Annotated in this window: 24 protein-coding genes and 1 tRNA gene; 15 read left to right on the top strand and 10 right to left on the bottom strand. The window is 66.6% G+C overall.

Annotated features, from left to right (window positions below; translation table 11 throughout):
* Positions 1-19: 19 nt before the first annotated feature.
* Positions 20-802, top strand: a complete 783-nt coding sequence (locus ACO06P_RS11335; protein ID WP_420345354.1) for an IclR family transcriptional regulator — start codon at positions 20-22, stop codon at positions 800-802.
* Between the two features lie 43 nt (positions 803-845).
* Here ACO06P_RS11335 and ACO06P_RS11330 read toward each other — a convergent pair whose 3' ends face one another.
* Entirely contained in the window at positions 846-1,838 is a 993-nt protein-coding gene (locus tag ACO06P_RS11330; protein WP_420345353.1) for a DUF3137 domain-containing protein, read from the bottom strand.
* Positions 1,838-2,806: a tRNA glutamyl-Q(34) synthetase GluQRS gene (gene gluQRS, locus ACO06P_RS11325; RefSeq protein WP_420345352.1), complete on the bottom strand. Its 969-nt coding sequence runs from the start codon at positions 2,804-2,806 to the stop codon at positions 1,838-1,840. The genes ACO06P_RS11330 and gluQRS overlap by 1 nt, the downstream gene beginning before the upstream one ends.
* A 39-nt stretch (positions 2,807-2,845) precedes the next feature.
* Here gluQRS and ACO06P_RS11320 point away from each other — a divergent pair, with 39 nt between their 5' ends.
* From ACO06P_RS11320 to ACO06P_RS11305, 4 genes are all read left to right on the top strand, one after another.
* A complete protein-coding gene (locus tag ACO06P_RS11320; protein ID WP_420345351.1) occupies positions 2,846-3,502 on the top strand; it encodes a DNA-3-methyladenine glycosylase family protein in 657 nt (218 codons plus the stop codon).
* 48 nt (positions 3,503-3,550) lie between these two features.
* A complete protein-coding gene (locus ACO06P_RS11315; protein ID WP_420345350.1) occupies positions 3,551-4,246 on the top strand; it encodes an alpha/beta hydrolase in 696 nt (231 codons plus the stop codon).
* Between the two features lie 315 nt (positions 4,247-4,561).
* Positions 4,562-5,458 carry a helix-turn-helix domain-containing protein gene (locus ACO06P_RS11310; protein ID WP_420345349.1) on the top strand — a complete coding sequence of 299 codons (897 nt, stop codon included), beginning with the start codon at positions 4,562-4,564 and terminating at the stop codon, positions 5,456-5,458.
* Positions 5,459-5,512: 54 nt separating this feature from the next.
* Positions 5,513-6,265 carry a hypothetical protein gene (locus ACO06P_RS11305; protein ID WP_420345348.1) on the top strand — a complete coding sequence of 251 codons (753 nt, stop codon included), beginning with the start codon at positions 5,513-5,515 and terminating at the stop codon, positions 6,263-6,265.
* A 102-nt stretch (positions 6,266-6,367) separates the two neighbouring features.
* On the opposite strand, the gene ACO06P_RS11300 is transcribed toward ACO06P_RS11305, so the two are convergent.
* Complete coding sequence (locus ACO06P_RS11300; protein ID WP_420345347.1) at positions 6,368-8,545, bottom strand: methyl-accepting chemotaxis protein; 2,178 nt, start codon at positions 8,543-8,545, stop codon at positions 6,368-6,370.
* A gap of 329 nt (positions 8,546-8,874) precedes the next feature.
* Between ACO06P_RS11300 and ACO06P_RS11295 the strand changes: the two genes are divergently transcribed.
* Positions 8,875-9,435: an HNH endonuclease gene (locus ACO06P_RS11295; protein ID WP_420345346.1), complete on the top strand. Its 561-nt coding sequence runs from the start codon at positions 8,875-8,877 to the stop codon at positions 9,433-9,435.
* Positions 9,436-9,513: 78 nt separating this feature from the next.
* On the opposite strand, the gene ACO06P_RS11290 is transcribed toward ACO06P_RS11295, so the two are convergent.
* From ACO06P_RS11290 to ACO06P_RS11280, 3 genes are all read right to left on the bottom strand, one after another.
* Entirely contained in the window at positions 9,514-10,002 is a 489-nt protein-coding gene (locus ACO06P_RS11290) for a demethoxyubiquinone hydroxylase family protein (protein WP_420349623.1), read from the bottom strand.
* Positions 10,003-10,172: 170 nt separating this feature from the next.
* Positions 10,173-10,721, bottom strand: coding sequence for a disulfide bond formation protein B (locus tag ACO06P_RS11285; protein ID WP_420345345.1), 549 nt, complete (start codon positions 10,719-10,721; stop codon positions 10,173-10,175).
* 137 nt (positions 10,722-10,858) lie between these two features.
* A complete protein-coding gene (locus tag ACO06P_RS11280) occupies positions 10,859-11,440 on the bottom strand; it encodes a YqaA family protein (RefSeq protein WP_420345344.1) in 582 nt (193 codons plus the stop codon).
* A 308-nt stretch (positions 11,441-11,748) separates the two neighbouring features.
* On the opposite strand from ACO06P_RS11280, the gene ACO06P_RS11275 reads away from it, so the two are divergent.
* Positions 11,749-12,153: a nuclear transport factor 2 family protein gene (locus tag ACO06P_RS11275; RefSeq protein WP_420345343.1), complete on the top strand. Its 405-nt coding sequence runs from the start codon at positions 11,749-11,751 to the stop codon at positions 12,151-12,153.
* Positions 12,154-12,338: 185 nt separating this feature from the next.
* Here ACO06P_RS11275 and ACO06P_RS11270 read toward each other — a convergent pair whose 3' ends face one another.
* A complete protein-coding gene (locus ACO06P_RS11270) occupies positions 12,339-12,833 on the bottom strand; it encodes a cold-shock protein (protein WP_420345342.1) in 495 nt (164 codons plus the stop codon).
* Positions 12,834-13,559: 726 nt separating this feature from the next.
* Here ACO06P_RS11270 and ACO06P_RS11265 point away from each other — a divergent pair.
* The 4 genes from ACO06P_RS11265 (at position 13,560) to ACO06P_RS11250 (ending at position 16,257) form a co-directional block, all read left to right on the top strand.
* A tRNA-Leu gene (locus ACO06P_RS11265) sits at positions 13,560-13,646 on the top strand.
* A gap of 349 nt (positions 13,647-13,995) precedes the next feature.
* Positions 13,996-14,625, top strand: coding sequence for a GTP cyclohydrolase I FolE (gene folE / locus ACO06P_RS11260; protein ID WP_420345341.1), 630 nt, complete (start codon positions 13,996-13,998; stop codon positions 14,623-14,625).
* 76 nt (positions 14,626-14,701) lie between these two features.
* Entirely contained in the window at positions 14,702-15,490 is a 789-nt protein-coding gene (locus ACO06P_RS11255; RefSeq protein WP_420345340.1) for an SDR family oxidoreductase, read from the top strand.
* Between the two features lie 227 nt (positions 15,491-15,717).
* Complete coding sequence (locus ACO06P_RS11250) at positions 15,718-16,257, top strand: hypothetical protein (protein WP_420345339.1); 540 nt, start codon at positions 15,718-15,720, stop codon at positions 16,255-16,257.
* 106 nt (positions 16,258-16,363) lie between these two features.
* On the opposite strand, the gene ACO06P_RS11245 is transcribed toward ACO06P_RS11250, so the two are convergent.
* Positions 16,364-17,470, bottom strand: a complete 1,107-nt coding sequence (locus tag ACO06P_RS11245; RefSeq protein ID WP_420345338.1) for a cis-3-hydroxy-L-proline dehydratase — start codon at positions 17,468-17,470, stop codon at positions 16,364-16,366.
* 193 nt (positions 17,471-17,663) lie between these two features.
* Between ACO06P_RS11245 and ACO06P_RS11240 the strand changes: the two genes are divergently transcribed.
* On the top strand, positions 17,664-18,755 hold the full coding sequence (locus tag ACO06P_RS11240; RefSeq protein WP_420345337.1) for an ATP-binding protein: 1,092 nt from the start codon (positions 17,664-17,666) through the stop codon (positions 18,753-18,755).
* Positions 18,756-18,967: 212 nt separating this feature from the next.
* Here the strand turns inward: ACO06P_RS11240 and ACO06P_RS11235 are convergent, their stop codons facing one another.
* Together ACO06P_RS11235 and ACO06P_RS11230 are read right to left on the bottom strand one after the other, a co-directional pair.
* The gene (locus ACO06P_RS11235) at positions 18,968-19,651 is read right to left on the bottom strand and encodes a response regulator (RefSeq protein ID WP_420345336.1); all 684 of its coding nucleotides are present in this window, start codon (positions 19,649-19,651) and stop codon (positions 18,968-18,970) included.
* 374 nt (positions 19,652-20,025) lie between these two features.
* Positions 20,026-20,439 (bottom strand): response regulator, encoded by a 414-nt coding sequence (locus ACO06P_RS11230; RefSeq protein ID WP_420345335.1) that lies wholly within the window; start codon positions 20,437-20,439, stop codon positions 20,026-20,028.
* 302 nt (positions 20,440-20,741) lie between these two features.
* On the opposite strand from ACO06P_RS11230, the gene ACO06P_RS11225 reads away from it, so the two are divergent.
* The 3 genes from ACO06P_RS11225 (at position 20,742) to ACO06P_RS11215 (ending at position 23,275) form a co-directional block, all read left to right on the top strand.
* Complete coding sequence (locus ACO06P_RS11225) at positions 20,742-21,101, top strand: arsenate reductase (protein WP_420345334.1); 360 nt, start codon at positions 20,742-20,744, stop codon at positions 21,099-21,101.
* Positions 21,102-21,287: 186 nt separating this feature from the next.
* Positions 21,288-22,571: an MFS transporter gene (locus tag ACO06P_RS11220; protein ID WP_420345333.1), complete on the top strand. Its 1,284-nt coding sequence runs from the start codon at positions 21,288-21,290 to the stop codon at positions 22,569-22,571.
* A 242-nt stretch (positions 22,572-22,813) separates the two neighbouring features.
* Positions 22,814-23,275, top strand: coding sequence for a MaoC family dehydratase (locus tag ACO06P_RS11215; protein WP_420345332.1), 462 nt, complete (start codon positions 22,814-22,816; stop codon positions 23,273-23,275).
* Positions 23,276-23,414 lie beyond the last annotated feature (139 nt).

The raw sequence follows: 23,414 nt of genomic DNA, 5'->3' as shown, positions 1-23,414 counted from the left end.
CGGCGGCAAGGCGGATGCGATGCAGGATCTGAAGGAAAGACCCAAGGCGACGGCGGCGAAGACACGCTCGGCACGGGTCCTGCAGGTGCTCGAACTGATCGCCCGCCAGGACGGCCCCGCCTCGGTGCAGGAGATCACCGAACAGTCCGGCCTTCCGAAAGCCACGGCCTATCGCATCTGCGCGATGCTGGAGGCCGATGGATTCCTGAGGCGTGAAATGGGCGGACGTGGCCTCGTCGCGGGTCCGCGTCTTCTGGCGCTGGCGCATACGCTGCTGGGCGGTTCGAGCCATGCGGCCGCCCGCCACGCCATCCTGGCATCGGCGGCGAGGCGCATCGGCGAGACCTGCAATCTGACCGTGCCCGACGGCAGTGAGATGATCTATCTCGACCGTGTCGAGTCGGAGTGGCCTTTGCGCCTGCAGCTTCCCACCGGCACGCGGGTTCCGCTGCACTGCACGGCCAGCGGCAAGCTGTTTCTCAGCAGCCTCAGTCCGGCAGCCCGCAAGCCGCTGCTGGCCAGCTTGTCCCTGGAGCGGCGCACCGCGAACACGATCACCGATGCGCAGAGGCTGCGGGAGGCCCTCGAGGAGATCCGCGAGACCGGCATCGGCACCGACAATGAGGAGTTTCTCGACGGCATGGTCGCGGTGGCCGTGCCGGTTACGGATTCCGAGGGGCGCCTCTTCGCCACCCTGGCAGTGCACGCCCCGGTGGTCCGCATGAGCCTCGAGCAGGCCCGCGCCCATGTGCCTGTGCTGCAGGACGCCGCGACCCAGCTGGCGGCGCTGAGTACGGCCTGAAGCCACCGCGTTTGACGGCGGTCGTCGAACGGTCGGCGTCGGTTCAGAGGGTCAGGCGCGGGCGCTCGCCGTGCAGGGTATCGATCAGCCGTTGCGGCAGGGTGAACTCCGCGGCCATGCGGCGCACGTCCTCCTCGGCATGCTCCAGCGAGCGGTGCAGGCGACCGATCTCGAAAAGGTTGCGGCGCTGGGGAATGGCGATGAGGAAACGGCTGTCGATGAAGGCGCAGTTGAGGGCGCCTTGCCCGGCGGCGTCGGCGATGGCCAGGAGCGAGTCCAGGAAGGCCGGCTGCAGCAGCCCCCGCGCTTCCTCCGGGTCGTCGCTGTAGACCTGATAGCGGGCTTCGAAGTCCGTATGGTCGAGGGGCACCGGCGAGAGGTTGGTAAGCCTGCTGCGCAGCAGATCGATGGCCCAGTTGCCCAGGGCGCCCTTGTCCTCGAGCAGTATCACGGTGCAGGAAAAGGCGCGCGGAACCGAGACCTCGCAGAGCAGGCCGGCAAAGGTCATCCGCAGGCGCTCTTTCGATCCTCTCTTCCGGCGACGCCGCAGCCGCGCCTCGACGACCCGGTAGTCGGTATCGCGGTAACGGCCGATCAGCAGGTCTTCCAGCTTCGCCTTGTCGAAGCCGGCGACGATCCCGCTGCGCTGAAACCGCCCGAGATCGAAGCGGTCCCCGGGCTTGCGGTGGTACTCCAGCCCGCCGAGATAGCGGCGCAGCGGCTCCACCACCAGGCTGCGCACGGCCTCGCGATGACGGCGACCGGGAATCCTGATCCAGAGGTAGCCCAGCAGGAGGCCGACGAAGACGACCGGGAAACCCAGGATGACCTCGCCGCTCCAGGCCACCGCGATCCCCGTGATCAGGGCGATGACGAAGGCGAGCCCTACGGCGCGCACATAGGTGGCGCGCAGCCGCTCCTTGCGCGCTTCCTCCATGGCCGGCAGGCCGGGGGCGATCGCTTCGGCAAAGAAGTCGGCGAAGGACTGCTTCTCACCCGCGCCGGCCTCGTCGGCGTTGTCTGGTCTCTCGTCCATCATGGGTCTTTCCGGCTCTTGGCACTGGTTTGCAGAAGGGCCTTCTCGGCCAGGGCGATGACGTCGCCGGCGCTCCGGCCGCTCTCGCGCAGCTCGCGGATCGACAGTCCGTCGTGGCGTTTGGCGAGGCGCCTGCCCTCATTGTCGGCGACTAGGCCGTGGTGATGGTAGTCCGGCACGGGCAGGCCGAGCAGCGCCTGCAGCAGGCGGTGCACGTGGCTCGCTTCGAAGAGGTCCGCGCCCCGCGTCACCAGGGTCACGTCCTGGGCCGCATCATCGACCACCACGGCCAGATGATAGCTGGCGGCGGCGTCCTTGCGGGCGAGCACCACGTCGCCCTGGGGACGGGGGTCGCAGACCTGCTGCCCGCGGTCGCGGTCGTGCCAGGTGAGGGGGCCGCCCGCCTCCGCCTCGGCCTCTGCGAGCGCGCGGAATACATCCAGGCGTAGGGCATAGCGCTCCCCGGCGCCGATGCGCTGCTGGCGCTCGGCGTTTGTGAGCCCGCGGCAGATGCCGGGGTAGATGGCTTCCCCTGGGCCAGGGGGGCCATGGGGGGCGGACCCGGCGCGGGCGATCTCGGCGGCGATTTCCTTGCGCGTGCAGAAACAGGGATAGAGCAGTTCCCGCGCCTGCAGGCGCTGCAGCGCGGCGGCGTAGTCGGCGGCACAGTCCGACTGGCGCCGCAGCGGCTGTTCCCAGCGGAGCCCGAGCCAGGCCAGGTCTTCCAGGATCGCTGCCTCGTACTCCGGCCTTGCCCGCCCACCGTCGATGTCCTCGATGCGCAGCAGAAACCGGCCGCCCCCGCCCTCATAGGCGTCCCTATAGGCGTTCCCGGAAGCGCCCTCGGCGGCACGTGCCGCGAAAACCGCAGCATAGGCGTGCCCCAGGTGCAGGTAGCCGCTGGGCGAGGGCGCGAAGCGGGTGGTCTCGCCGGGCGGCGCTGAAGAGGAAACCTCGGAAGGCGTCATGCGATTGGCCCTAAGCCTTCAAGCGGCTAAAGTCCAGTCATGATCCCTGAAGCAATGCCCGACGAGCGGCTGCGCCCGGCGATGGAAGCCCTGGCGCAGCAAGACCCCGACATGGCTGCGGCCTACCGGCGCTGCGGCTTGCCGCCCGAGCGCAGCAGCGAGCCCGGCTTTGCCGGTCTGATCCGCATGATCGCGGGCCAGCAGGTCTCGGTGCAGTCGGCCCGGGCCATCGTCGGGCGGCTGGAGGAACGGGTCGCCCCGCTGACGGCGGCAGGTTTCCTGCGGCTCGACGAGGACGACCTGAAGGCGATCGGCTTCAGCCGCCCCAAGATGCGCTACGGACGCCTGCTGGCCGAGGAGATCGTCAGCGGCCGCCTGGATATCGACGGCCTGGCCGGGATGGAGGATGCGGCGGCGATTGCGGCCCTGACCCGCGTGAAGGGGATCGGGCCCTGGACGGCGGAGATCTATCTGCTTTTCGCCCTCGGGCGGCCCGATGTCTGGCCGGTGGACGATCTGGCGCTCTGTGTCGCCGTCCAGCACCTGAAGGCTTTGGAGGCGCGGCCCGACCGTAAGGCGATGTTGACTCTCGGCGAGCCATGGCGTCCTTTCCGCAGCGCGGCAGCGCGCTTCTTGTGGCATCTCTATCGCCACCCGGGGGTCGCCCTCGGCCGTGGCGTGAAGCGGACCGCCTGATCCGCCCACCTGATCCGACTAGGGCTGAAGACAGGAGACCCTGAACCCGTGGACATTCAAAGCATCGACGGCCCGCGTCACGGGCCCGCTGAGGGCGTGCCGGTCTCGCGCCTCGTTGTCTTTCTGCACGGCCTGGGGGCGGACGGCAACGATCTGATTTCCCTGGCGCCGCTGCTCTCTCCTTTGCTCCCCGGCACGGCCTTCGTGTCGCCGCACGCGCCTTTTCCCTGCGACATGGCGCCGATGGGGCGCCAGTGGTTCAGCCTGCAGGACTTCTCGCCCGCCGCCATGCATGCGGGGGCCGTGGCCGCCGCGCCGATCCTGAATGCCTTTCTCGATGCCGAGCTGGCCCGCCACGGCCTGCAGGACCGGCAGTTGGCGCTGATCGGCTTTTCCCAGGGCACCATGATGGCGCTTCACGTGGCTTTGCGGCGGGCCAGGCCCTGCGCCTTGGTGGTCGGCTTCTCCGGGGCGCTCGTCAGGCCCGAGCTGCTGGCGGAAGAGGTGGTGAGCCGCCCGCCGGTGATCCTCGCCCACGGCGATGCGGATCCGGTGGTGCCCTTCGCCGCCATGGCAGGGGCGGAAAGCGCCCTGAAAGTTAACGCGGTGCCCGTGCATACGCTGGCGCGCCCGGGCCTTGGCCATGGCATCGACCAGGAAGGTCTGGAATTTGCTGCGGCAGCGCTCCGGCAGTATCTGATGGCGGAGGAGCCTCCGGAGGCGCGCGGCGGTTCGAACGCCTGAAGCGCATCGGCGCCGATCCGTTTCGTTCCGGATCGCGGCTGCCCCGCCGCTCGGCGCGGTCGAAGGCCTGCTGCATGCGCGAGCATGTTCGACCTATCCGTGGCCCTTCTGCGCCGGCTGAGAGCCCCGGGAATCTGCCGCTACGTGCCCGAAATCCGGGAAAAGTGGCCCGTCGCTGCGCCGTGACTGTTGCAGCCTCCGGCAAGGCCGACTACCATCCAAAGTTGCGATCTTCAAAAACAGCGCCCCCGGTGCTTTAGCCATTCTGAGATGGGGGGTGGGGGCGCAGACAAACATATTCGCAGGGAAGCTGTCGTGCATCCGTCGGTACAGTCCAGCCGGACAATCCTGTTTGAAATGCTGCGGTCCTACACCGCGCTGGCTCACACCCGCAACCTGTCCCAGGCCGTTGAGATGCTGGGCAGCACCCGGCAAACGGTCAGGCGCCATATCGGCACGCTGGAGGAGATCAGGGGCGAGAAGCTCTTCGAGATGAGGAACCGGCAATACTGCCTCACCGAGGCGGGATTGCGCTCGCTCAAGGAGGCCGAGTCCATCCTGGCGCGGGGCGAGGCCTGGCTGATCGGCGGCATTTCCGACTCAGACGGCCTGCCGCTGGTGCGCGACGCCGGCGAAGACGGACCGGTGCTCTTTGCCCAACAGCACCGCATCAGCCGCCTCTGGGTCGATCAGTCGCCGCTGCTGCAGACCGGGCTGCGCTGCTGGGCGAATTCCAAGGCGACGATCGAATCCCCTGAACTGGCGGTGATCCGCCCCTACCTCGTCGTCTACCGTCGTTACGGTCAGGGGTGGATCTGTGTCGAGATCGGCGACAAGTCATCCTATGCCTCCTGGTTCGGATGGGCCTGGGCCAAGAGCAATGTCGGCTGCACCGTGCAGGAAATGCCTGCGGGTGCCGGCTATGCCCGGTTCATTTCCCAGGCCTATCAGAGCGTCTTCGAGGGGCAGTCCGTGCGGCTCGATCACATTCACACGGAAATGCCGAGAGAGCGGGACGGGCCCTGCGTGCCGGTGAGCTTCCAGCGCCTGCTGCTGGGCTTTACCTTTCCGGACGGCGAATTCGCCCTGGCGTTGCTGGTGGACCGGACCTACAACCTTGCAATCGACGGCGTCGGGGAGGAGCGGATACGGGCCATGCCGCAGGATCTGTTGATGGCATTCGAGCCAAATTCAATCGAAGCTCAAGAATAATCACACACCTCGAGCTTATGCTCCCTGTGTTGCACCATAACACAGGAGCGGATTGTGACCACGCAGGAAGTTCTTTCCGGTAGCCGTTTCGTGACGGCCATCAAAGAGTTGGTGAAGGACCAGGGGCTCACTCTAGAGATCGGTTCGGATTTCACAGCCTTGCGGGAGGCCCTGAAGGACCAGCCCGAAAGGCAGGGGCTGGCACCGCGGTTCGATCCGGACGTGAGCGAGATCGACGAAGCGTCGGGCTTCTGGATTCTGGGGCGCAGCAAGACAGGTGAGGTGGTTCATACCCAGGCCATGCGCATGGTCGACCTGGGCGGACGGACCCTGTCGGGCTATCTGGACGAGCGCTTCCGCGATTTCACGCCGGCAGGTTATGCCATCGATTTCTCCCGCTCCCACTACCGCGGCGCCCCCGGTTCGCGGATGATCGCAGGAAAGGTCTGCTACCACGGCGAACTCTGGCTGAAGGGCGGGCCCGGCGGCTTTCGCGGCGCAGGCTTCACGGCGGTGCTGGCACGCCTGGCTTTGGTGAAGGCGCTGTTGAAATGGGCGCCCGACTATGTCTTCGGGTTCATGTTTCCGCTGGCTGCCTGCAAGGGGCTGGCCGCCCGGGAAGGCTACATGCATACCGAGCCCGGCAGTCTCTATTGGGCGGTCTCGGGCCGGCAGCGTCCGCTGGAGACCTGGACGGTCTGGATGAGCCGGGCGGATATCCGGCACATCCTGCAGATCCCGCCCACCGACCTCTTCTATGAACTGGAAGCCGAGCAGAGCCGGCGGCAGGCCGTCAAAGCCGCGTAGAACAGATCGGGGTTTGGCAGGTCAGGGTTTGGCAGGTCAGGGTTTGGCAGGTCAGGGTTTGACGGAATCGCCGCAGGCGATCCCGTCCAAACGCGATCCGTTCTAGGACGCGCGCAGCGAAGCGAGGACGCTTTCGACCGACCGGCGCAGCTGGTCGGCCTGGCCCGAGAGTTCCTCTGTGGCGCTGGTGACCTGGCCGGCCGACTGGCCGGTCTCGGCGGCGGTCTGGCTGACGCTGCGGATGTTGGCGGTGACGCGCTGTGTGCCCTGCGCGGCCTGCTGGACGTTGCGCGAAATCTCCATGGTGGCCGCGTTCTGCTGCTCCACGGCCGAGGCGATTCCCGAGCTCACTTCGCTGATGCGGTTGATCGCCTGACGCAGCCCTTCGATGGCCTTGACCGTATCTCCCGTGACCGTCTGCATACCGCTGATCTGGGCGGAGATTTCCTCGGTTGCCTTGGCGGTCTGGTTGGCCAGCGACTTCACCTCGTTGGCGACGACGGCGAAACCCTTGCCGGCTTCGCCGGCGCGCGCCGCCTCGATGGTCGCGTTCAGGGCCAGCAGGTTCGTCTGCTCGGCGATGTCGTTGATCAAGGAGATCACGTCGCCGATCTTCCGGGCCCCTTCGGAGAGGCTCTGCACCGTTTGCGCGGACTCTTCGGCCCGCGCGACGGCCTCCTTGGAGATGTCGGTCGACTGCGAGACCTGGCGGCTGATTTCCTGGATCGAACTTGAGAGCTCTTCGGAGGCGGAGGAGACGGTCTGGACGCTGGCGGAGGCCTCTTCGGCGGCGGCCGAGACCTCATTGGCCTGGCTGTCGGTGGTCTGCGCCGACTGGCTCATGCTGGACGCGGTGTCCTGCAGCTGCGCCGCGGCGGAGGAGACGGTGTCGACGACGGACTTGATGTTGGCCTCCAGGTCGTCGGCCATCTTCAAGGTGGCCGCGCGCTTCTCCTGGGCCGTGCGCTTGTCGCGCGCAGCCTGTTCACCGGCCATCTTTTCCGCCGCGGCGCCCTGTTCCTTGAAGACCTGCACGGCCGCCGCCATGGCGCCCAGCTCATCGCGCCGCCCGGTGGCCGGCACCGCGACGTCCTTGTTGCCGCCGGCCAGGCTGCGCATGGCTTCGGTCATGGCCGAGAGCGGACGGACGATCGAGAGCGAGATCAGGTAGCCCAGGGCCGAGACGAGGGCCAGCGCCACGAAGGTGACGATCAGGGCGGTGTTACGCAGGGCCGCGACGGCGGCGAAGATTTCGCTGGACCGGGCCTCGGCGATCAGGGCCCAGCGCGTGCCCATGAAATCGAGCGGCCCGTAAGCGATGCTGGCCCGGTGACCGCGGTAGCTTTCGGTCTTCATGACGCCGGCTTCACCGCTCAAGGCCTTGGCGACGGCGTCGTTGTCGACGCGCTGCACCAGGATCGTCGACTCTTCGCTGAACCGCGAGGTGCTGCGCATCAGCATGTCCTCGCCGACGATGAAGGACTCTCCCGTCTCTCCCAGGCCGGCGGTGTTCAGCATCACCCTGTTCAGGTTGTCGATCGGCATCTGGAAAACGAGCACGCCTTCCAGCCGGCCGTTGTCGTCCAGCATAGGGGTCGAGATGAAGCTGGCGGGCGCGCCATGACTCGGCGCATAGGGTTTGAAGTCGAAAAACGTCTGAGAGTCCGCAGTCGGGTTCTGCGCTGCGGCGCGGAAGGCGTTGCCCAGATCGCTATCTTTGTACGCGCCGGTGTTCAGGTTGGTGGCGTAGTCGAGTTCCTTGAAAACCGAGTAGATCAGGTTGCCTTCGGTATCGAACAGGAAGATGTCGTAATAGCCGCGCTCGCGCAGGAAGCTGCGCAGCCAGGGGTGATAGCGGCCGTGATGGGCGCTGTAGAGGGAACTGTCCGACGCCCGGTCAAGGTTCTCTTTCTGGCCGGTGGGGTTCGGGTTGTCGGTGATGTAGAGCCGCTGCAGTTCGCTTTCGGCCTCCGGCCCGAGCTGGCGCCAGGCGGCGGTGAAGTCGCGCAGCGCACGCCGCACCGTCTCGTTGCCGGACACGATCCGCAGATCCTGCTGGATCGAACTGAGATAGTCAGCCAGCGCGGCGGTGCGCACCTCGCGCAGCGCCGTCAGCTTCTGCTCCGCTTCCGCCCGCAGGGCATTGGCTGCGATGAAATAGCTGCTGACGCCGACGGCGACGGCTGAGGCAAGGGCAGCGGCGAGGATGACCAGGGGCAGCTTGCGGGCGATGCTGAGCCCGCCGCGCGCCCGGGAGCCGGTGATTGCTGTGTCTGACATGGGTTTCATCCCAATCTCGTGGACTGCGCAGCCGGCACGCGACAGATTCCGGGCGGCGCACTTCTGTTGGAATAAATCACATCAAATTATTGAAATTCGCTTAGCAGTAGAATTAGAAGAAACTAATACAATAACCTGGCGAAGGTCCGGCAGCGGTCCTGCGACTACGGCAGGGGCCGCGGAGCGGCGGAACATGAAACTTCAATGAAGACTTAAGGGGCCGGAATCCCTATATCTTGTATGTCGCAACGGCTTTTAGTATCTATGGCGCGTCCCTTGGACCGGCGATCAAGCCGCGGAGACGCAGCAGAGGAAGGACGGACCGGAGCATGACCGGTGCAGTTCAGACCTACCCGGCGCTGGTTCTCAACGCTGACTTCCGTCCGTTGAGCTACTTCCCGCTGTCGCTGTGGTCCTGGCAGGACTCGATCAAGGCTGTCTTCCTCGACCGGGTGAACATCGTCTCCGAGTACGACACCGTGGTGCGCTCACCGAGCTTCGAGATGAAGCTGCCGAGCGTGATCGCCCTGAAGCAGTATGTCAGCCTGGACCGCCGTCCGGCCTTCACACGCTTCAACGTGTTCCTGCGCGATCACTTCCAGTGCCAGTACTGTGCGGAGAGTCTGCCGGCGGAGGACCTGACCTTCGACCACATCATCCCGCGTTCGCGCGGTGGCCGGACCTCCTGGGAGAATGTCGTGACGGCCTGTCAGGACTGTAACCTCATGAAGGGCAACCGCCTGCTGGAGGAGACAGGCTTGAGCCTGTTGAGACCGGTGAAAGAGCCGACGACATACCAGCTCCAAGAGAGTGGTCGTTCTTTCCCGCCAAATTTCCTTCACGAGAGTTGGCGGGATTTTCTTTATTGGGACAGCGAACTGGAGACCTGACGGCGTCTCCTGCCACTTTTGCAGGCCTGCTTTCCCGCTCCTGCTTTCTCGTTGCGGCCTTCGCTTCGGCGCTCGCTTCTAGAAACGCTCCGACAGCCAGATGGCAAGGCGCGAGCCCGCCTTGATGGCGCCGCTCAGGGCCTCGTAGCCGGCCGTCTCCTCGGCGCCGTGCTCCAGCCCGATATCGCGATGCTCCAGCTCTTCGGCGCGAAAGGTCTCGATGGTGGCTTTGAGGTCGGCCTGGTCGTCTTCAAGCTGCTCGGCCTGGCGGGCGTAGTGCTCGTCGATCACCTCCTCGACCGCCACGGTACAGGCCATGGCCGCCTTCTCGCCCAGCAGTGCCGTGGTGGCGCCCAGAGCGAAGCCGGCGACATGCCAGAGCGGCTGCAGGGCCGTCGGCCGCACGCGCTTCTCGACGATCAGCCGCTCGAAGGTCTCCAGATGCTTGAGTTCCTGTTCATGCATGTGGCGGATCGTCGGGCCGGCGGCGCTGCGGCCGAGAACCGCCAGTTGGCCCTCGTAGATGCGCCTTGCGCCGTATTCGCCGGCGTGGTCGACCCGCAGCATCCGCGCCAGCCGCGCTTCGCGGTCCAGGTCGCCGGGTAGGTAGGTCCCCGGCGCCGGTGCGGGCCGTTCTTCCGCTGCGTCCGCCTCCGTCTGGGCTTCTGTCTCTGGCCGGGTCTCTGTCTCTTGTTGAGCCTGTGCCGCCGACCGGGCGGCGCTCTGCTCTTGTTTGCTCATCGGGCGAACCTTTCGCTACGGTCCTCGTCCCTGGCTAGGCGCCCGCTGTGGAGGCCGGCCCTCACTGCAAGCGCGGCCAGGATCACGGACGCGATCAGATTGTATCCGGCGATGGAGATGCCGAACAGCGACCAGGGCACGGCGTCGCAGGGCGCGAAGGGCTGGTTGAGAAGCAGCGCGCGCATTTCTTCGATACTGGCGTTATCCGGCAGACTGGGCCCCGCGCAGGCCGCCAGGCCTTCCCACCATTGCTGCTCGACGCCCACGTGAAAGCCGGCGAGCCCGGCGCCGCCAAGGAAGGCAAGACCGGCGGCCAGCAGGGCGCCGCGCCGCCAGGCAGGCCGCCCGGCCACGGCCAGCGCGCCCAGTGCAACCGCCAGGGCAGCGCCATAGGCGTAGCGCTGGTAGACGCAGAGCGGGCAGGGATAGAGGCCGCCCCAGTACTGGGAGGCAAAGGCGGTGCCCAGGGCGCCGAGGCAGGCCGCAGCCAGCAGGGCAGGCCACAGCCAGGGAGTTTCGCTTTGCGGAGCGCCGAGGGTCGTCATAGGCCAGGGTCCGTCACTGTTGCATGGCGCGAGGTTACACGCGCGGGGTTGCACGGCCCGGGCAGCTTACTGCCGGGAACGGCGAAGGCCAAGGCGGGGTGACGCCGTGTCGCGCCGGCCCGGCGCGCGCATACGGATTAGAACAGGTAGCGGATGGCGACGAAGCCGGCGAACAGCAGCACGAAGAACAGCGTCGCCAGCAGCGGCAGGTGGCGCTCGATGAAGCCGCGGATCGGCGGCCCGAACTGCCACAGCAAGGCGGCCAGGATGAAGAAGCGGGCCCCGCGGGAGATCGTCGAAGCGATCAGGAAGACCAGAATATCCAGGTTCATGACGCCCGAGGTGATGGTGATCACCTTGTAGGGGAAGGGCGTGAATCCCGCCCCGGCGACAATCCAGGCGCCCCAGGCCTCGTAGTCCTGCTGGAACTGCTCGTACTGCGCGCCGTAGCCGTAGAAGGAAACGATCGGCTGGCCCAGGGTGTCGTAGAGCAGGGCGCCGATGGCATAGCCGGCCAGACCGCCGGCGACCGAGGCGACGGTGCAGACCGTGGCGATCAGCCAGGCCCGGTGCCGGGCCGCCAACACCATCGGGATGATCAGAATATCGGGGGGGATCGGGAAGAAGGAGGATTCCGCGAAGGAAACCACCGCCAGGGCCGCCAGCGCATGGCGGTGGCCGGCCAGATCCATAGTCCAGTCGTAGAGTCGCCGCAGCACTGTCGCCCCGCTCGTCTGCCCAGAAATCAGCGCCGCCGAGAGTTCGCCGCCGCCGAGAGTTCAACGCCACCAAGAACACTGTTCCCGGGCGAACACTGCCCCCGGGCGCCCGGGACCGTGGCGGTGGACCACGTCTTGGAACAGACCCTGGAAACAACCCGTGTCGGCGGCTGAGTTACCACGCGCATGGGGTTGGGGAAAGTGCTAGCCTGATTTTCGGTTGGCGGAACGGGGGCTTTCAGATCGGGCCGTCATCTGCAAGGTCGGCCGGGTCGGCCTGCCGTTGCGCTCTGGTGCGGTTGGAGTCCATGCAAGAACACGCCGACGTCCTGTTCGCCAACGACACCTTCTATTTCGCCTTTCAGATGCGCGATCTGGAGGCGATGAACCGCCTGTGGGCAGAGCGCGCGTCGGTGGCCTGCATTCATCCGGGCTGGCCCGCCATTGCCGGACGCGATGAGGTGATGCAGAGCTGGGCCGCCATCCTCTCCAACGACCAGGCGCCGGCCATCACCTGCCGCGGTGCGCGCGCCTATCGCGCCGGCGACAGCGCGTTCGTGACCTGCTACGAGCTCATCGGCTCCAACCTTCTGGTGGCCACCAATGTCTTCGTGCGCGAGGGCGGCGATTGGAAGATGGTGCACCACCAGGCCGGCCCCTGTAACGCTCCGCCGGGTGAGCTGCCGGAAGAAGAGCCCGGCAGCGTCCAGTAAGGCTGCGGGCCGGGTTGCCTTCGCTCGTCTGTAGGGGGCCGCTGCCAGAGACCCGCCGCCGAAGATCCGCTGTCACGCTCTGCGGCCCGGCGGGCCGGCGCGCTTCGGAAAGCCGAAAGGGTGAAGATCAGGGGCGTTATGATCTGAAGGCGATGATCGCGGAGTGACGATCAATCGGGCGGTGATCAGATCAGTTCGACGTGCTCGGCCATCGGGCCCTTCTGGCCCATGCGGGTCTGCATGCGGACCCTTTGATTGGGTTCCAGCGCGCCGATCCCGAAACGCTCCAGCGTGCGCCCGGAAACGAAGACGTCCTTGCCGCCGTTGTCGGGGATGACGAAGCCGAAGCCTTTCTCGGCGTTGAAGAACTTCACCGTGCCTTCAATGACTTCCGTCGGCCCCGGATCGGCCTGGAAGCTGGGCGCCGGGGCGGACTCGACCCGATGAATCTCGGCCACCTGCAAGCCTTTGCGGCCCTGCATGAGGTCGCAGACGATCGTGGTGCCTTCCGCGAAATCCCGGTTGCCGGAGCGTTCCACCACCGAGATGTGGAGAAAGGCATCGGGCGACCCGTCGTTCAACTGCACGAACCCGAAGCCCTTGGTCGCGTTGAACCACTTGACCACGGCTGTCACTTCGCGGTGGGTGATCTCCTGAGACTCGAAATCACGATCATTCATCACTACGGCAACTCCAATACTGCCCGGGATTCCCCAGGTGCCACCCAGCAGCCATCTGCCCAGAAATCATCTGTCCAGAAGTCGTCTGCCCGGAAGTCGTCTGCGAAGAGAACAGCTTGCAGCGCCGGCCCGTTTCCCATCGCACGGCCATGCGATCGGACGATCCGCAAGTTATGCGCCCGGGCGCCCGACCGGCCGAAGCGGCCGCGCAGGCCGTCCGACACGGTCATGCATGATCGCGATGCCAGGTATCTTCCCGTTCCCACATGCGGGCCCGGCCCGCACGCTCTCGTATCAAACTTCCCCACTGGTAACTGCACCCCTGGCGCTTGTGGCCGCATGGTGGCCCGCGAGCGCCGAACTACACAAACCGGTCCCCTACCTGGAACGCCGCATCAAGCAACGCGGTCGCAACGGCTAGCAATTGCGTCCATGAAAACTTCGTAGACTGACAAGCTTAATCGACCGCATGCTCAAACTATTTAAGCCTGACTCTAAACCCAGTTCCATAGAAAACCGTGGCGCGCAGCGGCGGCTGCCGCTGTTGCCGCCGGTTCCCACAACATCTAGGGGGTTGGGCCGCGGAAAGGTCAAACCTGTCCGCTGGAAAACGCCGGAGACCGGTTGCCAAGGCGCATCACCCCGCTATGATGCCGCCCGCCCGGCGACGCGCTGCGGCTGTGCGGCGCCCGCAGATACCTCAGGGCGCGGCATCGATGGGTGAGGGCCCCTGTGGCGGAATTGGTAGACGCGACAGACTCAAAATCTGTTTCCCGCAAGGGAGTGCCTGTTCGAGTCAGGCCAGGGGCACCAAACCAAATCATCGGCGGCAAATGACCTCTTGCAAGACCTGACCCCGCCACTGTGGCCGCCTCCTGCCTGGATCCGGGGCCCTCGGCTTTCGGCAGCCCTTTCCGGCCCTTCGATATCCCGCCGCCCTTTGACGGGCTGACGGAGGCGTTTATGGTGCGCGTCGCGGCCGGGCGCGCCGGAGATACCGCCAGGGTGGCCCCTGTCAGGCCGGGGTCGCTCCTGTCAGGCCGGGTCGCCGCCTGTCGGAGGGCACGGCCAGGCTGCGCCAAGCCCCCCGCCAAGGGCAGGCGGCTTGGAATCGTCCGAAGGCGGGCTAGTTGATGGCGTGCGAAGGAACCTGGAGATCGTAATGAACGACAAGGCAGAGAACGTCAGCAACATACTGGCGCTGGAGCGGAAAGAGGCCGCGGCGCGCAAGCCCGACCGGGCGGAAGCCGAAGAGGCCGTGCGCACGCTCCTGCGCTGGGCCGGCGACGACCCCTCCCGCGAGGGCCTTGCCGGCACGCCGGAGCGGGTAGTCCGCGCCTACGAAGAGTTTTTCGGCGGTTATCTGGTCGATCCCGTCGACATGCTCCAGCGCACCTTCGAGGAGACCGACGGCTACGACGAGATGGTGCTGCTGCGCGACATCCGCTTCGAAAGCCACTGCGAGCATCACATGGCGCCGATCATCGGCGTCGCCCACGTGGCCTACTTTCCGCGCAGCCGGGTGGTCGGCATCTCCAAGCTGGCGCGGGTCGTGGAGGTCTACGCCAAGCGCCTGCAGATCCAGGAAAAGATGACCGCCCAGATCGCCAACACCATCGACGCGGTGCTGCAGCCCCACGGCGTGGCGGTGGTGATCGAGGCCACGCATCAGTGCATGACCACCCGCGGCGTCCACAAGCCCGGAACCTCCATGGTGACCAGCCGCATGCTGGGCGCCTTCCGCAACGACCCCAAGACCCGCCAGGAGTTCCTCGGCATCATCGGCAAGTGAGGGCCCGGCGGGCGGCCTGCGCCCTCGCGCGCTCTCGTTTCCTCTCAGCCTTGTTCACCATGCACAGCACCTGTCGATGACCGACGCGCCGCAGACGCTCGAAGATCCGCGGTTGCCGCGCGCCGCCCTGGTCACCGGCGCGGCGCGGCGGGTCGGCGCGGCGCTGGCCGCCCATCTGGGGGCCAGGGGCTGGTCCGTGGCCGTCCATTACCGGGACTCCGCCGCTGAGGCCGAGGCGGTCTGCCGGACCATCGAGGCGGCCGGCGGCAAGGCCGCGGCGCTGCAGGCCGACCTGGCCGATCCGCAGACGCTGGCGCCGCTGGTCGAGCGCGCCGCGGAAGCCTGCGGGCCGCTGGGCCTGCTGGTGAACAACGCCTCGATCTTCGAGTACGACGACGCCGACAGCGCAGGGGCCGAGTCCTGGCAGCGCCATCAGGACATCAATCTGCGCGCGCCCCTGGGGCTGACCCAGCGCTTTGCGGCCCTGCTGCCGCAGGATGCGGCCGGCTTGGTGATCAACATGATCGACACCCGCGTCCTCAACCTGACGCCGCGCTACCTGAGTTATACCGTCTCCAAGACCGGGCTCTGGACCCTGACCCAGACCCTGGCCCAGGCGCTGGCGCCGCGCATCCGCGTGAACGGGATCGGCCTGGGACCGACCCTGCCGGTGGAGGGGCAGACCGACGCCGACTTCGCCGAGCGCTGCAGCCGCCTGCCGCTCGACGCCGGCCCCAGCCTGGAAGAGGTCTGCGCCGCCCTGCAGTTCCTGCTGGAGGCACGCTCCATGACCGGACAGATGCTGGGTCTGGACGGCGGCGACCACCTGACCCGCGCACCTACGGTTCCGGGCGGCGCCGCCTGAGGACGCAGGCTCCCGCATTGCCGCGCCCGTCAAGCGCCCTCCCTTCTTTTCTCACCGTCTTGTGATGTGACTTTTATGGCCGCCCCGGGGAGGGCCGGCCATCTGCCTGCGTAAGGCTCATCAAGCAGGGACCCGGCACAAGGCCCGGCTTTTTGCGGGTTTTGCGCGGAAGAACCCCTGCAGGAGCGCACAACGCTGCGCGGGAGACCTGACGCAAGGAGGCTGCCATGGCTGCCGCTCAATCGAAGTTCCGCCCGTCCCGTTTTGGCGCCCTGTTTGCCGGCATGCTCGCGCTGGCGGGGGGCTTTGCCACCGCCCCGGCATCGGCCGCCGGCACGCTGGCCGCTGCCCCGGCCGCACAGACACTGCCGGGCGACGCGAGACTCGAGCTCGTGCACCACCGGAGCCATCACCACTTCAAGCATCGGCACTTCAAGCCGCACGCCTCAAAGCACCGGCACTTCAAGCACCGCCATTTCAAGAAGCACCGCCACTTCAAGCGCCACCACTTCAAGCGCCACCAGGCCAAGCGCCATCGCCACAACTACCGTCACTTCAAACGGCACCCCCACGCTTACAGACCGCATGTGCATCACCATCCCCGGCGTCATCACGGCCGCTACGCCGGCCATGGCTGCCATGACGTCAGCAAGGTCAGCTTTCGCCACGGCCGCAAGGCGCTGATCGGCGGCGTCATGTGCTACGACGGCTATGGCCGCGGACATGTGGTCAAGGGCAGCCGCTACCTGATCCGCTATCTCCACTGAGGTCTTTCGGAGTCTGACGGCCTCGCCCGCCCTGCCTATCGATAGGCAGGGCGATAGGCAGGGCGATAGGGAGAGCGGCCCGGGCACGAACAGCCAGGATGAGATCTCAGACGGCGAAGGTCATGACCGGCGCGCCCAGCGCCTCCGGCAGGGGCGTGATGCCGAGGCCCGGCGCGTTGCTGGCGGTGAAACGGCCGTCGCGGCGCTGCGGCGCGCCCTCGGCAATGCGCCGGGTGACATAGCTGTTGAAGTCGGTTGCCGTGAAGCGAAAGCGCGCCGGGGTGGACTGCGCCAGCGCGGCGATGGCGGCGGTCACGATGTCGCCGCCCCAGCTGTCCTCGATGGTCATGGCCAGCCCGAGGCGCACGCAGAGGTCGCGCAGCTGGCGCGCCCTGCTGAGGCCGCCCACCTTGCCGAGCTTGATGTTGATGGCGTCCATGGCGCCGTCGCGCTGGGCCCTCAGCAGGCTCTCGACATCGGTGATGGATTCATCCAGCACGAAGGGGTGGTCGCAGGCGCGCCGCACCGTCAGGCACTCCTCGTAGCCGAGGCAGGGCTGCTCGATGTAGACGTCCAGCGCCCGCACGGCGCGGACGACGCGGCGCGCCTGGTGCGGCAGCCAGCCCGTGTTCGCATCGGCGATCAGGACGTCGCCCGGTTCCAGAACCTCCGCCGCCGCCTCGATCCGCGCGATGTCCTCGTCCGGCTCGCCGCCGACCTTCAGCTGAAAGCGCCGGTAGCCTTCGCTGCGGTACTGCCTGATACGTTCGGCCATCGCGGGTGGCGTATCCTGGGAAATCGCCCGGTAGAGCGCGACGCTCTCCCCGAAGCGCCCGCCGAGCAGCAGGTGAACGGGCAGCTCCGCAGCCTGGCCCAGCAGATCCCAGCACGCCATGTCGACGGCCGACTTGGCCGCCGGCTGGCCCTTCAAGCAGGCATCCATCTGCGCGCCGATGGCGTCCACGGCGCGCGGGTCGCAGCCCAGGAGATCGGGCGCCAGGGCGCCGAGGGCGGCGCGTACGCCCGCAGCAAAGCTGGGCAGATAGGCCGGGCCCAGCGGACAGGCCTCGCCGTGCCCGACGAGCCCTGAGTCGCAGGCGATCCGGACAACGGTCGAGTCAAACACGTCGACCGACTTTCCGCCGGCCCAGCTGTAGCGGCCCTCGTGAAGCGGCAGGTCGACCTGGTAAACATCGATCTGGACTATTTTCATGACTTGATGTCGGCTGGTGCAAAGAGGGTGCCCGCAAGGCCGTAGGCCCGGACCTGCCGTTTAGATCTAGCATTGATGACAGGTGTTTGGGAATTCATGCTGCTCTGACGCAGACCGGGAACCGGATTCGCAAATTGGGAGAGCCGCATTGGATCAGGCGCAGTCGGGGCGACAGTCAGGGCAACAGCGGAGTTTGCTGCTGGGTGCGGAGCACCAGCTGCGGCAGCCGCTCAACGCGATCAGCCTGTTGATCGGCGAACTGGCGCAGACCGAGTCCGCCCGCGAGCGCGATGCCATCCTCCAGGACCTGCGCTTTGCGCTCAGCCTCAGCAACAGCTGGCTCGACGCCCTGGTGGAGCTTGAGAAGCTGGGCGGCGGGGCTGTCACCCCGGCGCCGCGGGCGCTTGCGCTCGATGAGGTGCTGGCGGGTCTCAAGGATGACTTCGCCGAGCGATTTGCGGCTCAGGGCATTGCCTTCCGGGTGGTGAACAGCAGCGCGAGCGTCTATGGCGATCCGGCTTTGGTGCGCCGCGTTCTCCGCGCGATCCTGGAAAACGCCGTCAAATTCACCCGCGAGGGCAAGGTGATCCTGGGCGTACGGCGCCAGGGCGCCCGGGCGCGGATCGATGTGGTGGATTCCGGTCTTGGCATTCCGGCGGAAGATAAGCCCCGGATCTTTCAACCATTTTTTCGACTTGAGAACGAGGTCCGCCCGCGGGAGCGCGGCCTCGGCATCGGCCTTGCCCTGGCCCGACACATCGCGACGCTTTGCGGCGACAGCCTCGAGGTCGAGTCGACGCTGGGGCGCGGGTCGCGCGTCTCGCTGGTGCTGAAGACGGCGGCGCCGGAAGCGGCCCCCGACGCCGGGTCGCCCGGCGGTGGCGCGGAGGCCGCTTTCGACATGCCGCCCAACCCGCTGGAAGACGCCGACATCGTGGTCTTTGACAACCCGGATGCTGAAGTGATTCAGGACCATCTGCAGCGCTGGGGCGCCCGCCCGCGCATAAGCGCCAATGCCGCTGACAAGCTTGCGGAGGTCCTGGAGCACCCGCCGGCTCTTCTGGTCGCCGATATGGCCGGGTTCGACGCCATGGCCGGGCGGGATCTGCTGGCCGCCGCTCGGGAGAGGCAGGGCGGCCGGCCGGCCGTCGTCCTGCTGAGCGACCGGGGCAAGAGCGAGAGCGCCGCGGTCCTGCCGGGCCCGGTTCACGTCCTTTACCGGCCGGTCAAGCCGGCGCAGTTGAGGGCGCTTTGCCTCTTTGCCCTGGAACAGAGCCGGGGCTGATGCAGTGGCCGGAGGCGGCTGGCCATCCGGGTGAAGCCGTTGCGGCGCAAAGCCCGGCGGGTTCCGGCGCCGACGGGCGAAGAGGCTTCGTTTTCTGGTGATCGCTGCGGCCCGCGGCCAGCCTTACAGGCTCCCGTGCCGGCGAACGCGGCCCGGTCGCACCCGTCAGAGCTTCTGCGTGAGGCCTTTAATCCGGGCCTTTGGGGCCGGGCTCAGTAGTTCGCGGCTTCCGCTTCGTCTTCCAGCGCGCGGGCCTGGGCCGCGGCGCTGATGGCGGCCTGGGTCCGGCTGTCCAGGTTCAGCCGTTTGACGATGGCCGACACATGAACGCGCACGGTGTGTTCGGAAAGGCCGAGCGCCTCGGCCACCTGGGCATTGGACATGCCCTGGCCGAGCAGCTTGTAGACCTGAAACTGCCGCTTGGTCAGAGCGCCGGAAACGTCCTCGATCGACTTCTCGTTGCCGAAGGCATAGACCGCCTGCTTTTTGGCGGAACTGCGCTGCTCGAGCAGGCGCCGCGGGAAGGCGACGCCGCCGGCGAGAACGGTCTGCAGCGCCGATTCCACCTCGTCGCTCTGGGAAGACTTGGGGATGTACCCCATCGCGCCGGCCTCGATGCAGCGCAGGATCTCGTCACGGTCTTCGATGGCCGACATCACGACCACAGGCACCTGCGGCAAACATTCCCGCATTGCGCGCAGTCCTTCGAAGCGCTTCATGCCCGGCATCAGCAGATCCAGGAGGATCAGGTCGAGATCCGGGTTGGCCGATGCGATATCCAGCGCCTGGCGAAAGTCGGCGGCCTCCAAAAGCTCGCTGCCGCTTTCCAAGCGATCAATCAGGTGGCGGGCAGCGCTGCGCGTGATCCAGTGGTCGTCGGCATAGAGGACTTTCATAATTTAGAGAATCCTGAATTGATCTTTGTAAGAGACCGGAATGGACCTTTTGTTCGGGTCCACTGCGCGGTCCGTGGTCCTACCCAGTCCGCAACTTAATGTTATGGCATGCCAATTTCGAAGGCCCGCTGATTTGGCAGGGGGCTTCGATCCGACAATGCTGTTGGCGGCCCATTGTCCGAATTTTCGCAGAGTTATCAACTGGAAATCGTCTAGGGTCTCTGGGTTTCCCGGGCGCGCCTGTGCCGGTGCTGGCCGCGTCCCGAAAGGCATCCCTTTGCAGACCGCACGCATCTGGTCTGCTCTCTATGCAACTTCCAATAGATAATCGTTCTGCTCTGCTTGGCTATATCCTCACGCTCATGACGCTTTGTCTAAGCGTTCTCCGCCAGGATCGCGATGATGCGATCCGTGTTCACTGGCTTTCGCAGCAGGTGGAGCCCGGCCGCCCGCACCGCATTTGCGACCTCGACCGAACTGTCGCCTGTGATGATGAGGCCTTTGATCTCCCCGCCCACGGCGTCGCGGACGGCCTGGGTGGCCACCAGCCCGTCTTCCAGCCGCGAGAACCAATAGTCCGCGATGACCCAGGTCGGGGCGGCCCCCTGCGCGCGGAGGTGCTCTACCGCCTCCGCGCTGGTGTTGCCGATGACCACCTGGGCGCCAAGACGCTGCAGCATGCGCTGGGTGGCCCGACGGACGAGGTCGTCATCCTCGAACAGCACGATGGTTTCGCCGCCGAGCGGCGGATCTGCCTTATTTTGGGAACTGTCGGCGGCGCGTGTCATCTGCCTAGACCAACGGCACAGAGGCCGTCTGTCAATTGGTTGATCGCTGTTCCCTGCTCTGCAACGCATGGCGGTGGCCGGCAGGCCCTGCCAGGCCCTGCCAGGCCTTGTGCTCACGGAGATGGTGTTCTACCTGGGAATGGCTGTGACCTCGCACCTCGGCCCTCGAGGCGCTGGTCTCTCTGCGTGGAGCCCGTCGGGCCGCCGGTGTCGGTTTCGGGGTTTTCGGCGCGCCGTGCGCAGGCCGGGCGCCGGTGAACTGGGGGACAGGTGAACAAGGTGGACAGGATGGGAGGGTCGCGATGATCACGATCTACGGGCTGAAAAACTGTGACAGCTGCCGCAAGGCCAGGGCCTGGCTGGAGGCCGGTGACCACGAGGTGAACCTGCACGATCTGCGCGACGACGGCGTCGCGGCTGCCGATCTCGAGGACTGGCTCGCCCGGCTCGGCTGGGAACGCCTGCTGAACCGGCGCAGCACGACGTGGCGGGGCCTGCCGCCGGCGGAGAAGGAGGGGCTGGATGCCGTGGCCGCCAAGCGGCTGATGCTGGCTCACCCCACCCTGATCAAGCGGCCTGTCATCCGCGCCGGCGACCGCCTTGTCGTCGGCTTTTCCGCGGCCGAGCAGACGGCGCTGCGAGAGGCCCTGGCGACCCATTGACGCGGCTTGGCCTTTGACGCGGCTTGGCCTGTGACGCGGCTTGGGACGCGCGGCGGTGACGGTTCCGGCGTTTCGCCCGTTCGCGCCTGGCTTTTGCCGCATTTCCGATAGCGCCCGGCCGTCCTGAGCGGCATAAGCACAAAGTGGGTGCACGTCGAAGACGGCAAGAAAACGACGGGATCGGCCATGTTCGCTGCTGTTCGCTCCGCCTGGGCGCTTTTCGTCGGCCTCGGCATGATCATGCTGGGCAACGGGCTGCAGGCCTCGCTGCTGGGTATCCGCGCCTCGGCTGAGAATTTCGGCACCGAGACCACGGGTCTCGTCATGTCCGGCTACTTCATCGGTTTCCTGGCCGGCGCCCTCGTTACGCCCCGGGCCGTCGGCAACGTGGGCCATGTGCGCGTCTTCGCCGCGCTCGCCTCGACCGCCTCGACGGCCGCGCTGGTGCATGCGGTCTTCGTCGACCCCTGGATCTGGATGCTCATGCGGGTCCTCACCGGGTTCTGCTATGCCGGCCTCTACATCGTCGCCGAATCCTGGCTCAACGACCGTTCGACCAACGAGACCCGCGGCTCCATGCTGTCGGTCTACATGCTGGTGGTCCTGGGCGGCATCGCCGGCGGGCAGTTCCTGCTGAACCTTTCCGACCCCAACAGCTTCGTTCTCTTCGTGCTGGCCTCGGTCCTGGTCTCCCTGGCCCTGGTGCCGATTTCGGTGTCGGTGGGGCCGGCGCCTGATTTCTCCGCACCCAACCCGGTCGGCATCCGGGCGCTTTACCGCGCATCACCGCTGGGGGTGGTCGGATCGCTGGGCACCGGTGTCGCCAACGGCGCGATCTTCGGCATGGGCGCGGTCTATGCCAGTCTCGCAGGGCTGGAAGTCTCGGAAATCGCCCTCTTCGTGAGCATGCTGATTTTCGGCGGCATGGCCTTCCAATGGCCCATCGGGCGGCTCTCCGACAAGCTGGACCGCCGCCGCGTTCTGGCCGCGGTCACCTTCTCAGCCGCGCTCGTCGGGCTTGCGGCACCTCTGTTTTCCGGCGACAACCGGATCGGGCTCTATGCCGTCGCCTTTCTTCTGGGCGGCATGAGCTTTCCCATGTATTCGCTCTGCCTGGCCCACACCAACGACTATCTGACGCCCAAGCAGATGGTCGCCGCCAGTGGCAGCCTGATGCTCGTCAACGGCAGCGGCGCCATCTTCGGCCCGCTGGTCGTCTCGCAGCTCATGGGCCGGGTCGGGCCGGACGGGTTCTTCACCTTCGTCGGTCTGGTCCATGCGGCCATCGGCGTTTTTGCCATCTATCGCATGGTCCGGCGGGCGGCCGTGCCGGTGGCCGAGCAGGGGCCCAGCGTGCCGGTCACCACCTCCATGAACGCGGCCACGGCGACGCTGACGCTCGATGCCTACCGCGATCACCGCGACCGCGACCTCGCGGCCATGACCACCGGCCGCGCCCGCAGGCGTTAAAGCAAACGCTGGAGAGGCAGGCGCCGGAAAGTCGGCGGGCCGGTTCTGCAACAGCGGGACGCATCGCCGAAAAAGCGCGCCGATAAGGCGAAGTTTACCAACTGCCGTCATACTTAGGTCGCCTTCGCATCCGCGAATTCGCACTTGCGAAAAGAAGCCTGTTCCACTACAGTGGAAAGAACAAAATTGCCGAAATTAATCGGTTTTAGAAACATTGTTTCATTGGCAGAGGTTCGAGTCTGATGCGCGAAAAGCATGGCTACTTCATCGAAGACCTGTCGCCGAAGATGACGGCGGTGTTCGCCAAGACGGTAACCGAGGCCGATATTACGATGTTTGCCGGCATCTCCGGTGACACCAATCCGGTTCACCTGGACGAGAGCTTTGCCGAGCAGACCATGTTCTCCGGCCGTATCGCCCACGGCATGCTGTCCGCGAGCTTCATCTCGACGGTATTCGGAACCCGTCTGCCCGGGCCCGGCTGCATCTATCTGCGCCAGGATCTGCGGTTCAAGGCGCCGGTCAAGGTCGGCGATACCGTCGAAGCGCGGGTCACGGTGCGGGAGATCCAGGCCGAGAGAAAGCGGGTCATCTTCGACACCGTCTGCACGGTCGGCGAGACGGTGGTCCTGGAGGGCGAGGCGACCTTGATGGTGGCCAGCCGCAAGGACCTGCCCGACGCCGAACCCGAAGCGGCGGAATAGAGCGGCGCTCGTAGGGGGGCGCCCTCAGGCGGGCGTTTTCAGACGGGCGCTAACCCGGACCGCTCTGCCACCCACTGCTCCGCCACCCACTGCTCCGCAACCCCGGCCTCCGCTCCGGCTTGAGCGTTTTGAGGGCCGG

This window comes from Pelagibius sp. (assembly GCF_965227505.1).
In the GTDB taxonomy this organism is placed as follows: domain Bacteria; phylum Pseudomonadota; class Alphaproteobacteria; order Kiloniellales; family Kiloniellaceae; genus Pelagibius.
Note: the sequence above shows the minus strand (reverse complement) of the source record. Positions and strands in the feature narration are given on the sequence as shown.